Source organism: Streptomyces sp. WAC00040, assembly GCF_056835925.1.
On sequence record NZ_JAKQZE010000001.1, the window covers coordinates 1,903,426 to 1,915,115 of the forward strand.

General features: G+C 71.2%; 10 protein-coding genes. 7 read left to right on the forward strand and 3 right to left on the reverse strand.

The window, feature by feature from the left end:
• Window positions 1–68: 68 nt before the first annotated feature.
• The 4 genes from MDN94_RS08795 to MDN94_RS08810 all read left to right on the forward strand — a co-directional run bounded on the left by MDN94_RS08795 (window position 69) and on the right by MDN94_RS08810 (window position 4,247).
• Window positions 69–890, forward strand: coding sequence for an NAD(P)H-binding protein (locus MDN94_RS08795; protein ID WP_482725317.1), 822 nt, complete (start codon window positions 69–71; stop codon window positions 888–890).
• 135 nt (window positions 891–1,025) lie between these two features.
• Window positions 1,026–2,366 carry a sensor histidine kinase gene (locus MDN94_RS08800; protein WP_482725318.1) on the forward strand — a complete coding sequence of 447 codons (1,341 nt, stop codon included), beginning with the start codon at window positions 1,026–1,028 and terminating at the stop codon, window positions 2,364–2,366.
• Entirely contained in the window at window positions 2,363–3,022 is a 660-nt protein-coding gene (locus MDN94_RS08805) for a response regulator (RefSeq protein WP_482725319.1), read from the forward strand. The genes MDN94_RS08800 and MDN94_RS08805 overlap by 4 nt, the downstream gene beginning before the upstream one ends.
• Before the next feature lie 19 nt (window positions 3,023–3,041).
• Window positions 3,042–4,247, forward strand: coding sequence for a cytochrome P450 (locus MDN94_RS08810; protein ID WP_482725320.1), 1,206 nt, complete (start codon window positions 3,042–3,044; stop codon window positions 4,245–4,247).
• Window positions 4,248–4,260: 13 nt separating this feature from the next.
• Here MDN94_RS08810 and MDN94_RS08815 read toward each other — a convergent pair whose 3' ends face one another.
• Entirely contained in the window at window positions 4,261–5,919 is a 1,659-nt protein-coding gene (locus MDN94_RS08815; protein ID WP_482725321.1) for an ABC transporter permease, read from the reverse strand.
• Window positions 5,916–6,869, reverse strand: a complete 954-nt coding sequence (locus MDN94_RS08820; RefSeq protein ID WP_482725322.1) for an ABC transporter ATP-binding protein — start codon at window positions 6,867–6,869, stop codon at window positions 5,916–5,918. Before MDN94_RS08820 ends, MDN94_RS08815 begins: the two co-directional genes overlap by 4 nt.
• Before the next feature lie 89 nt (window positions 6,870–6,958).
• Here MDN94_RS08820 and MDN94_RS08825 point away from each other — a divergent pair, with 89 nt between their 5' ends.
• Complete coding sequence (locus tag MDN94_RS08825) at window positions 6,959–7,468, forward strand: GbsR/MarR family transcriptional regulator (RefSeq protein WP_482725323.1); 510 nt, start codon at window positions 6,959–6,961, stop codon at window positions 7,466–7,468.
• A 78-nt stretch (window positions 7,469–7,546) separates the two neighbouring features.
• On the opposite strand, the gene MDN94_RS08830 is transcribed toward MDN94_RS08825, so the two are convergent.
• Window positions 7,547–8,359: a diacylglycerol kinase gene (locus MDN94_RS08830; RefSeq protein ID WP_482725324.1), complete on the reverse strand. Its 813-nt coding sequence runs from the start codon at window positions 8,357–8,359 to the stop codon at window positions 7,547–7,549.
• A 153-nt stretch (window positions 8,360–8,512) separates the two neighbouring features.
• On the opposite strand from MDN94_RS08830, the gene MDN94_RS08835 reads away from it, so the two are divergent.
• Complete coding sequence (locus tag MDN94_RS08835; RefSeq protein WP_441263517.1) at window positions 8,513–9,796, forward strand: adenylosuccinate synthase; 1,284 nt, start codon at window positions 8,513–8,515, stop codon at window positions 9,794–9,796.
• Between the two features lie 179 nt (window positions 9,797–9,975).
• Window positions 9,976–11,682, forward strand: a complete 1,707-nt coding sequence (locus MDN94_RS08840) for a serine/threonine-protein kinase (protein ID WP_482725325.1) — start codon at window positions 9,976–9,978, stop codon at window positions 11,680–11,682.
• Window positions 11,683–11,690: the final 8 nt, after the last annotated feature.

The following is an 11,690-nucleotide window of genomic DNA, read 5'->3' on the forward strand; positions in this document are numbered from 1 at the left end:
GCCTGTGGAACGGATTCGACCAACCCTTGCGGAAAGAAGCTGACCGCAAGGGTTCATACGTTCTTCCCATGACGAATCTCGTGACCGGAGCAACCGGAACAGTAGGCCGCCAGGTGGTCGCGGAGCTTCTCCGCCGTGGACAGTCCGTCCGCGCCCTGACCCGCGACCCGGCGAAGGCCGACTTCCCCGACGGCGTCGAGGTCGTGCGGGGCGACCTCACCGATGCAGACACCCTGGCCCCCGCCCTGGAGGGCGTCACCGGCCTTCACCTGATCACCTTCGGCGGCCCGTACTTCGCGCCGCTGGAGACCGGCCCGCGCATCCTTCGGCTGGCCAAGGAGGCCGGCGTGCGGCGGATCACCGTGCTGCACGGCGGCGGCCCGAGCCTGCTGGAGGACGCGGTACGGGAGAGCGACTTCGCCTGGACCGTGCTGATGCCGGTGGAGTTCATGGCGAACGCCCTGGAGTGGGCCGACGGCATCCGCGCCGACGGCGAGGTGCGTGAACCGTTCGCCGACAGGCTCAGCGCCATGGTCCACGAGGCCGACATCGGCGCCGTCGCGGCGGTCGCCCTCACCGAGGACGGCCACGGGGGCCAGGAGTACGTGATCACCGGCCCCCAGGTGCTGACGCTGGAGGACAAGGTCGACGCGCTCGCCGCCGCACGGGGCAGGAAGATCCGGCTCGTCGAACTGAGCGAACAGCAGGCGGTCGAGCAGTGGAAGGCGGCAGGGCAGCCGGAGGACGTCATCGCCTTCCTGCTGGAGGCGTACGGCAACACACCTCCCGTGGGCCGTACCGTCGTCGACACCGTCGACAAGGTCACCGGCCGGCCGGCCAGGACGTTCGCCGCATGGGCCGACGAGCACGCGGACACCTTCCGGAGCTGACACGGCACGGGTACGGGCAGAGCCGCCGAGCGGCCCGGCCCGTACCCGCCGCACCCGGCCCCCGCCTGCCGAACCGGCTACGGACCCCGGCCCCACCAGGTAGTACTCAAGGCGGACGCCCCAGGATCCGCAGTGATGCTGACGACCGGGGCCCGTGCGCCCGCTTACCGTCATCACGTGACCCAGAAGACCCGCAGCCCTGAATACGACCTGGCCCAGGGAGCGCTCAGCGGCCTCCGCCAGGACCTCTTCCACGACGCGTTCGCCTACCGGCCGCTGCCGCCGCTGAGCGAAGAAGGACCGCTGGTCCGCCGGCTGCCGGGTGAGCGGATACGCAGGGGCGCGGTGTGGCTGCCGCACGCCGTGGTGCTGTTCCTCGCCCTGTGCGCCCTGCTGCTCGCCTACGCCGACGACGAGGGCGGTCTCGCCTTCGTCATCGGCGGGTTCGTCCCCGCCGCGGCGGTCGCGATGACCCTGGTCAGGCCCGTGGGCGCCTGGTGGGTTTCGATCATCAGCACACCGTTCGTGGCGGTGCTGGGCTCCTGGAGCGACTGGCCCTGGGCGCCCGCCGGATTCCTGTCCCACCTGACCGTGCTGGTCGTCGTGGCCCTGCGGACCCGCCCCCGGACGGCCGGCTGGATGTGGCTGATCACCGCGGCGTACGGCATGTTCGCCGACACGGTGATCAGCCGCGGCTACGGCCCCGGCGCGGCGCCCATGCTGTTCACCTCAGCGATCCTGCTGCTGATGGTGAGCATGATCCTGGTCCGCCGTGAGGCGAAGGAGGAGGTCGCCGCCCAGCAGACGGTCACCGCCACCGAGCGCGACCGGCGCACCCTCTTGGAGGAGCGCACCACCATCGCCCGTGAGCTGCACGACGTGGTCGCCCACCACATGTCGGTCGTCGCGATCCAGGCGGAGGCCGCCCCCTACCGGGTCGAGAACCCGCCGGAGGAACTGGAGAAGGCGTTCGCCACGATCCGCGAGAACGCGGTCGCCGCGCTCACCGAACTGCGCCGCATCCTCGGGGTCGTAAGGGCGGAGGACTACCAGGCCCCCGACGCGCCCCAGCCCGTCCTCGCCGACCTCGACAACCTGCTCTCCAACGTCCGCGAGGCGGGGCTGGAGACCGAGAAGACGGTCACCGGAGCGGTGCGCGAGCTGCCGCAGGGCGTCGAGCTCTCGGCCTACCGGATCATCCAGGAGGCGCTCAGCAACGCGCTGCGGCACGCACCCGGTTCGACCGCGAAGATCGAGGTCTCCTACGTGCTCGGCGGCCTGGGCCTGCGGATCGTCAACACACCGCCACGCGGCCTTGTGAAGCCCTCGCCGGGAGCCGGTCACGGCATCACCGGCATGCGGGAGCGTGTGACGATGCTGAACGGTGAGATGACCGCGGCGCCCACCGAAGAGGGCGGGTACGAGGTCACCGCCTTCATCCCCGTCGCCGCCATCCCCGCCGAGGAGACGTCATGACGATCCGTGTGCTCATCGTCGACGACCAGATCATGGTCCGCGAGGGCTTCTCGGTCCTGCTGAACGCCATGCCCGACATCGAGGTCGTCGGCGAAGCCGTCAACGGCCGTGAAGCCATCGCCAGGGTCGCCGAACTGGCGCCCGACGTGGTGCTGATGGACATCCGCATGCCGGAGCTGAACGGCATCGACGCCACCCGCGAGATCGTCGCGGCGGACGGCGGCGCCAAGGTGCTGGTGCTCACCACCTTCGACCTGGACGAGTACGTGTACCAGGCGCTGCGGGCGGGAGCCTCCGGGTTCCTGCTGAAGGACGCCTCCGCCCGGCAGCTCGCCGACGGCGTACGCGTGGTGGCCGCCGGCGAGGCGCTGCTCGCGCCGACCGTCACCCGCCGGCTGATCACCGAGTTCTCGAAGCTGTCCGAGACCCCGCGCCCCGCCGCGATGACCCAGGTCGCCGACCTGACCGAGCGCGAGACCGAGGTCCTGGTCCTGATCGCGCAGGGCCTGTCGAACGCCGAGATCGCCTCGCACCTGGTCGTCGCGGAGTCGACCATCAAGACCCATGTGAGCAGGGTCCTCGTCAAACTGGGGCTCAGGGACCGCACCCAGGCGGCGGTCTTCGCGTACGAGGCGAGGCTGGTCACACCCTCGTAGGGAGCGTTAGCGTCCGGGCATGGACGCGCTCTTCGAACCCTGGTCCCCCCAGTTCGTGGCCGACCCCTACCCCGCCTTCGCCGAACTGCGGGAGCGGGGCCGGGTGCACTGGTTCGAGCCGACACGGCAGTGGCTCGTCCCGCACCACGCGGACGTGTCCGCGCTGCTGCGGGACCGGCGGCTGGGGCGGACGTACCGGCACCGCTTCACCCACGAGGAGTTCGACCGCACTCCGCCGCCCGCCGCGCACGAGCCGTTCCATACGCTCAACGACCACGGTCTGCTGGACCTCGAGGCCCCGGATCACACGAGGATCCGGCGGCTTGTGACGAAGGCGTTCACCCCGCGGACCGTGCAGGCGCTGGAACCGGTCGTACAGCGGCTGGCGGCCGGCCTGGTCGCCGACTTCAAGAAGGCGGGCGGCGGCGATCTGCTGGCCGAGGTCGCCGAGCCGCTGCCGGTGGCCGTGATCGCCGAGATGCTCGGCATCCCGGAATCCGACCGGCCGCTGCTGCGGCCGTGGTCGGCCGACATCTGCGGGATGTACGAGCTGAACCCGTCGGAAGAGACGGCGGCGCGGGCGGTGCGGGCCTCGACCGGGTTCAGCGCGTACCTGCGGGAACTGATCGCCGTGCGGCGTGAGCGGCCGGGCGACGACCTGGTCTCCGCGCTCATCGCCGCCCACGACGAGGGCGACCGGCTCACCGAGCAGGAGATGATCTCCACCTGTGTGCTGCTGCTGAACGCGGGTCACGAGGCGACCGTCAACACGACGGCGGGCGGGTGGTGGACGCTCTTCCGCCACCCCGACCAGCTCGCGGCCCTCCGGGCGGACCACTCGCTGTTGTCCACAGCTGTGGAAGAACTGATGCGTTACGACACCCCGCTCCAGCTCTTCGAACGCTGGGTGCTGGACGACATCGAGATCGACGGCGTCGTGGTGCCGCGCGGCTCCGAACTGGCCCTGCTGTTCGGCTCCGCGAACCGCGACGGCACCCGCTTCGACCGCCCCGACACGCTGGATCTGGCACGCGCGGACAACCCGCATGTGAGCTTCGGCGCGGGCATCCACTACTGCCTGGGCGCACCGCTCGCCCGCATCGAACTGGCGGCTTCGTTCGGAGAACTGCTCCGCCAGTGCCCGGACATGCGGCTCGCGGAGGAGCCGCGGTGGAAGGGCGGTTTCGTGATCAGGGGCCTTCAGGCACTACGGGTCGAACTGTGACGTCCGGCCGCCGCTACTTCGTCTCCAAGTCCCGTTTGCGGAAGCCCTCGAGGCCCACCCGGACCAGCCCCGCCGCGACCAGCGTCAGGACCACCATCGGGGTCCAGTTCATCGGCGCGGCGGGCAACTGGGGGATGTGCCCGAACGGGGACAGGTCGCTCATCCAGCCGGGGAACTGAAGCAACTGCCCCAGGTAACCGACCACGAAGGCGTACACCGGCACGATCCAGGCCGCCGCGCTCGCCCGCGGGAACCAGCCGAAGAGCACGACGGCGACGCCGACCGTGACCCACAGCGCCGGCGCGTAGGCGAGCGCCGAGGCCACCAGGTCGAGGAACAGCCCCGCGTCGTCCGCGGACGCCGCCCCCGCGATCCCGAAGCCGACCCCGGCCAGGAGCAGCAGCGCGGTGCCGCCCGCCATGGCCACGGCCACGTGGCTGCCCACCCAGCGGGCACGGGACAGCCCGGTCGCGAGCAGCGGCTCCGCGCGGCCGGCGGTCTCCTCGGCGCGCGGCCGCAGCGCCGCCATCACGACGTACACGGCCGCGACGACGGAGATCACGACCATGACCATCGAGGCGAACGACTCCGCCACCGAGGCGCCGCCGATCTCCTTGAGCGCCTCCTGGAGCTGGTCGATGTTCTTGAGCATGTCCTCCGCGTCGCCGAGGATCGACCCGTACATCGCGCCCATGAGGAACAGGCCCGCGCCGAACCCGGTCAGCATGCCGCGGTGCAGCCGCAGGGCGAAGCCGAACGGCCGGCTCAGCGCGTCCGACGCCGCCGCGCTGCCGAGCCGCGACGCCCGCAGGCCGGCGCCCACGTCCCGCCGCGTGGACAGCACGAAGCCCGCGGCGGCGCACAGCACGGCGAACACCAGGCACAGCAGCAGCGGCCACCAGCGGTCGTCGACGTACACGTAGGTGCGCTGTGCCCAGCCGATCGGCGACAGCCAGGCGAGCGCCCCGTCTCCTCCCACATCGCCCGCCGCGCGCAGGACGTAAGCGACACCGACGACGGCGAGTGCCATGCCGGAGGCGCCTCGTGTGTGCGCGGTGATCTGCGCCGTGACGGCGGCGACGGCGGCGAAGGCGATGCCCACGGCGGCGTGCGCGGAGCCGTAGAGCAGCGAGCCACCGGTGTCGATGCCGTCGATACCCGTACTGCCGAGGGTGAGCGCGAGCAGCAGGGCGAGGGCCACATTGGCGAGGACGGCGAGCGACAGCGCCGCGGCCAGGTGCGCGTGCCGTCCGACGACGGTGGAGCGCACCAGTTCGGCGCGTCCCGTCTCCTCCTCGTTGCGGGTGTGCCTGGTGACGGTGAGGACGCTCATCAGGCCGACCATCACGGCCATGAAGCCGAGCATCTGGTGGCCCAGCATCGCGCCGAAGTCGTAGTCGTCCAGGTAGTGGCGCGGTCCGGTCATGGCGAGCCCGGCGGGGCTGTCCATGGTCGCCGCGACCGAGGCGCGGTCCGCCGGATCGGCATACAGCGCCTTGAAGTTGCTCGCCGTCGACACCGTGCCGACGACCAGCGCGAGGATCCACACGGTCAGCCGGACGCGGTCCCTGCGCAGGCCGAAGCGGAGCAGGCCGAGCGTGCCGGCGAGCGCGTTGCCGCCGTTCGCGGTGCTGGGGGCGGTGGCCGCATCGGTGGCGGTCGCCGTGCTCATCGTGCTGCTCCGTCGTCGGTGAAGCGGGTCGTGCCGTCGGCGGCGGTGCCGTGTCCGTTCGCGCCCAGCTCGTCGCCGTAGTGGCGCAGCATCAGCTCCTCGAGCGTCGGCGGGTGGCTGACGAGGCTGCGGACGCCGAACTCGGAGAGCCTGCGGATCGCACCGTCCAGATGACTGCCGTCGACGGCGAACCGCACCCGCCCGCTGTCGGTCCGCAGGTTGTGCACGCCCGGCAGTTCGGCCAGGCCGCTGACCGGGCGGGCCGTCTCCGCCTCGACCGTCGTACGCGTCAGATGCCGCATCTCGCTCAGCGTCCCGGACTGCACGGTCTTCCCCTGCCGGATGATGCTGACCCGGTCGGCGAGCTTCTCCACCTGGGCCAGGATGTGGCTGGAGAGAAGCACGGTCTTGCCCGCGGCCTTCGCCTCGAGGATGACGTCCTGGAAGATGACCTCCATCAGAGGGTCGAGGCCGGCGGTCGGCTCGTCGAGCAGCAGCAGCTCGGCGTCGGACGCGAGCGCGGCGACGATGGCCACCTTCTGCCGGTTGCCCTTTGAGTAGGCCCTGCCCTTCTTGGTCGGGTCCAGGTCGAACCGCTCGACGAGTTCCTCGCGGCGCCGCTTGTCGATGCCGCCGCGCAGCCGGGAGAGCAGGTCGATGGCCTCGCCGCCGGTGAGACCCGGCCACAGCTCGACGTCACCGGGGACGTAGGCGAGGCGCCGGTGCAGTTCCACGGCGTCGTGCCAGGGGTCCTTGCCGAGCATCCGGGCCGCGCCCGAGTCGGAGCGCAGCAGCCCGAGCAGGACCCGGATGGTGGTCGACTTTCCCGCGCCGTTGGGCCCGAGGAAGCCGTGGACCTCACCGGTCTCGACCGAGAGGTCGAGACCGTCCAGCGCACGTGTCCGCCCGAACGACTTGTGGAGTCCGGAGACGGTGATTGCCTTCGTCATGCTTCAGAACGTACGCTGAATTCACAATTTTGTGAAGTTAAGGAACTGTATTAACTCGGCTCAGGACCGTGACAAGGGGAGATGATCCGGTGGTGACCGAACAGACCACGGCAGCGCAGCAGCCGCGCGACGAGGACGCGGTGTCCGCATTCGTGGAGCGTTTCGCCGCCCAGCTCGTCGAAGCGGGCATGACCCGCATGCCGGCCCGCGTCTTCGCCGCCCTGCTCTCCTCCGACTCCGGTGTGATGACCTCGGCCGAACTCGGGCAGCAGCTCCAGGTCAGCCCCGCCGCGGTCTCAGGCGCGATCCGCTACCTCGCCCAGGTCAACATGGTCTCCCGCGAGCGGGAGCCGGGCTCCCGCCGCGAGCGCTACCGCGTGCACAGCAACCAGTGGTACGAGGCGCTCACCAACCGCGACCAGATCCTCAAGCGCTGGGAGCACACCCTGCGGGAGGGCGTGGTGAGCCTCGGACCCGACACGGGGGCGGGCCGGCGGATGTCCGAGACGCTGGAGTTCTTCCAGTTCCTGGAGAAGGAGCTCGCCCTCCTCATGGAACGCTGGCGCCAACACCGCGACCAGCTCTACGGCGCGGCCTGACCCCGGCAGGGCGGGCCGCCCCTGCCAGGTCGTCGACGTTTGCCCGTCGAGGTCAGGCCTGCCTGGCGTTCGCCGCGGTCAGCCCGCCGGGGCCGGCAGCGGCAGTGTCAGGCCCCATGCGCCCGCTCGTACCGTCCATGTGCGGGTCCTGACCGGGCCGGTGACGTGCGCGTCGGCCCGGTAGCGGAAGTCCGGGCCCGAGACCGTCACGGAGAGGGCGCTCGCGCGCAGGGGCTCGGCGGTCGAGCCGTGGCGTACGACGACCTCCGCGCGGCCGCCGGGGCCGGCGCGGACGGTGACGTCCTCGACAGGGCGGTCCAGGTCGCACATCAGGACCCCGTCCGCCTCCACACGCAGCCGGTGGGTGCGGACCGGCGCGGCCGAGGGAGCGGGGCGCACCAGGGTGCGGACGAGGGAGCGGGCCGCCGTCCACACCGAGGCGCCCTCCACATGCGTCACCGGGCGGGCCGCCGGGATCGCCAGGTCGCCCAGGACCACCCCGTCGCTCTCGTCCACCAGGAGGTCCAGCCGCCGCGGCGTCCCCTCGAGGACCGCCCTGGCCGCCGCGACCGCCCCGGCGGGAACGCCGAGGGAGTGCGCCAGTCGTACGGAGGAGCCCACGGGGACGAGCGCCAGCACGCCGTCGCCCAGGGAGCGGTCGCGGTGCAGCAGGGCCACGGCCCTCAGCAGTGCCCGGTCGTCGCCGACCACCACCGGCCTGCGTGAACCCCTCCGGGCGAGTGCCCGGGCGAATTCCTCCGGGCCCTGGGGAAGACAGATTTTCGCCTCCGACCCGCCGCACAGCACATCTTTCGCGATGCGCACGGACTCGCCGTCCATTCGGCGGGCGACCGGGTCGATGACCACCAGCAGCTGGTCGGGATCCGACACCTCGGTCCTTCCTCGGGTAGCATCTTTGTGCAAGAGCCCCTTGCGCTATTGCGCCAGGGGCTTCGTCTATTCCGGGGCAACCTGTCCCAGGACTCAGGCACGGCTCCGGCCCCCTGACCTTGGTCTTGCCCCGCCCGGAAGGGGTGTACGCCTGTGCCCGCACTTGTGCTGCTCGGTGCTCAGTGGGGTGACGAGGGCAAGGGAAAGGCCACCGACCTGCTCGGTGGATCAGTGGATTATGTGGTGCGCTACCAGGGCGGCAACAACGCCGGCCACACGGTTGTCGTCGGCGACCAGAAGTATGCGCTGCATCTCCTCCCTTCCGGAATCCTCTCGCCGGGATGTACTCCGGTCATCGGTAACGGCGTCGTCGTGGATCCGGCGGTTCTGCTCTCCGAGCTGAGCGGGCTGAACGACCGCGGCGTCGACACATCCAAGCTTCTGATCAGCGGAAACGCCCATCTGATCACCCCGTACAACGTCACCGTCGACAAGGTGACCGAGCGGTTCCTGGGCAAGCGCAAGATCGGCACCACGGGCCGCGGTATCGGTCCGACGTACGCCGACAAGATCAACCGCGTCGGCATCCGCGTCCAGGACCTCTACGACGAGTCGATCCTGATGCAGAAGGTCGAAGCGGCCCTCGACACCAAGAACCAGCTCCTCACCAAGGTCTTCAACCGTCGCGCGATCGAGACGGAGAAGATCGTCGAGGAGATGCTCCAGTACGCGGAGCAGATCCGGCCGTACGTCGCCGACACCACGCTGATCCTGAACAACGCCATCGACGAGGGCAAGGTCGTCCTCTTCGAGGGCGGGCAGGGCACCCTGCTTGACGTCGACCACGGCACGTACCCCTTCGTCACCTCCTCGAACCCGACCGCGGGCGGCGCCTGCACCGGCGCCGGTGTGGGCCCGACGAAGATCAGCCGGGTCATCGGCATCCTCAAGGCCTACACGACCCGTGTCGGCGCCGGGCCGTTTCCCACCGAGCTGTTCGACGAGGACGGCGAGGCGCTGCGCCGCATCGGCGGCGAGCGGGGCGTCACCACCGGCCGCGACCGCCGCTGCGGCTGGTTCGACGCGGTCATCGCGCGCTACGCGACCCGGGTCAACGGTCTGACCGACTTCTTCCTCACCAAGCTGGACGTCCTGACCGGCTGGGAGCAGATTCCGGTCTGCGTGGCGTACGAGATCGACGGCAAGCGCGTCGAGGAGCTCCCGTACAGCCAGACCGACTTCCACCACGCGAAGCCGGTGTACGAGATGCTGCCGGGCTGGTCCGAGGACATCACCAAGGCGAAGACCTTCGCCGACCTGCCGAAGAACGCGCAGGCGTACGTGAAGGCGCTGGAGGACATGTCCGGCGCCCCGATCTCGGCGATCGGCGTCGGCCCCGGCCGGACCGAGACCATCGAGATCAACTCGTTCCTGTAGGGCATTCGCGGGACACTGAAAACCCCCGAGGGGCAGATCCGCGGCGAGGGCCGAGCGCTTTCGCCGTGGATCCGCGTCCGGGGGTTTTTCCGTGCCCGGCCGCGCCGCACCGGCCGGGGCACGAGGCCGGTGCGGTGCCCACGCCGTCCGGCGTCACCGGTGTCCCTTATGCTCCCGCCATGAGCGACGGGGGCGCCGGCAGGCGGGTGGTCGACGGCCGGTTCGAGCTGGAGGGGCGGCTCGGCGGCGGCGGTATGGGGACGGTCTGGCGGGCGCGGGACGTCGTGCTGGACCGGGCCGTGGCGTTGAAGGAAGTGCGGCCGCCCGATCCCGGGCTCGCGGAGTACGACCCGGAGGCGGCCCGCATGCTGCGGGCGCGGGTGCTGCGGGAGGCGCGCGCTCTGGCCAGGGTCGAGCATCCGAACGTGGTGACGATCCACCACGTCGTGGACGGCGGCGAGGACACCTATCCGTGGCTCGTCATGGAACTGGTCACCGGTGGGTCGCTCGCGGAGCGGCTCGCGGAGGGGCCGATGGCGCCCGCCGAAGCCGCCCGGCTGGGGCGGGAGGTACTGGCGGCGCTGCGGGCCGCGCACGAGGTCGGCATCCAGCACCGGGACGTGAAGCCCGCGAACGTACTGCTGCGGCCCGACGGGCGGCCCGTGCTCACCGACTTCGGGATCGCGGCGATCCGGGAGTCGACCGTCCTCACGGCGACCGGGTCCATCATCGGCACGCCCGACTACATGGCCCCCGAGCGCATCTCCGGGGACGAGGGCGGGCCCGGCTCGGACCTGTGGTCGCTGGCGATGATGCTGTACGTCGCGGTCGAGGGGCACCACCCGCTGCGCCGGGGTACGACGCTCGCCACCTTGGCGGCCGTCCTCAACGACGAGCTTCCGCCGCCGCGTCAGGCAGGCCCGCTGGCGGCGGTGCTGGCCGCGTTGCTGGTCAAGGACCCGGCCGCGCGTCCCGGCCCGGAGGCGGTGGACCGGATGCTGGCCGAGGTGGTGGAGGGCCGTCCGCCGGAGCGGGTGCACGCGGTGCCCGTAGCCGCAGGGCCGGAGGTCGCGGGGCCCGCGGACGCGGTGCCCACCTCGTACCGGCTGTCCCCTCCTGCCACCCCAGGGCCCCACGACGCCGTCCCGCCGCGGGGGGTCGCGCTGTCGGCGCTGCGGCAGCACGCGCTGGGGACGGTGGAACGCGAGGAGACCGCCCGCCGTGAGGAGGTGCGGCGGGCCCGGCTGGGCCGCCGGATCGCGATCGGCTCGTCGATCACTGCGACGGTGCTCGCGGGCGTCCTGGTGTGGGCGGCGATGCCCGACGGCGAAGAGGGCGGGGAAGCGGGGGCGAAGCCGTCGGGGCCGGCCGTCACGGGGATACGGACCCCGACACCGACCCCTCCTGATCCCACACAGGGCGCCCGGCAGGTCGACCTGCTGACGCCTGACGGTATCCGTACGGCGGTCGCGGACATCAAGTCCAAGACCGGTACGGACCGGGTCGGAAGCCTCACCGTGTACCCGGAGCACGTGTCGGCCAATGTGATGGTCGACGGCGACGACAGGCGGTACGACAGCTGGATCTACCGGGTCGGGGAGGGCGCGGAGAAGGGCATCATCAGCGGCACCCTCTCCAGCGGGGACCGTCCGTTCAGCCTGGACGACTTCGACTGGGACGTGGTTCCCGCCCTGCTCGAGCGGGCCCGCAAGGATTTGAACGTGAAGGACCCGACCACCCGCTATCTGGTGGCCCGGGAGCCCAGCACAACGCTCGGCACAACGCTCGGTCTGGGCGTCTACCTGTCCGACGAATACGGCGCGAGCGGGTATCTGGACGCCGACCTCCAGGGCAAGGTCACCCGGGTGTACCCGTACGAGGGGTGAGCCCGCCC

Bases quoted from the DNA above. Each gene is read 5' to 3' on its own strand.
- MDN94_RS08795 (WP_482725317.1), top strand. From the start codon at position 69: ATGACGAATCTCGTGACCGGAGCAACCGGAACAGTAGGCCGCCAGGTG.
- MDN94_RS08800 (WP_482725318.1), top strand. From the start codon at position 1,026: ATGCTGACGACCGGGGCCCGTGCGCCCGCTTACCGTCATCACGTGACC.
- MDN94_RS08805 (WP_482725319.1), top strand. From the start codon at position 2,363: ATGACGATCCGTGTGCTCATCGTCGACGACCAGATCATGGTCCGCGAG.
- MDN94_RS08810 (WP_482725320.1), top strand. From the start codon at position 3,042: ATGGACGCGCTCTTCGAACCCTGGTCCCCCCAGTTCGTGGCCGACCCC.
- MDN94_RS08815 (WP_482725321.1), bottom strand. From the start codon at position 5,919: ATGAGCACGGCGACCGCCACCGATGCGGCCACCGCCCCCAGCACCGCG.
- MDN94_RS08820 (WP_482725322.1), bottom strand. From the start codon at position 6,869: ATGACGAAGGCAATCACCGTCTCCGGACTCCACAAGTCGTTCGGGCGG.
- MDN94_RS08840 (WP_482725325.1), top strand. From the start codon at position 9,976: ATGAGCGACGGGGGCGCCGGCAGGCGGGTGGTCGACGGCCGGTTCGAG.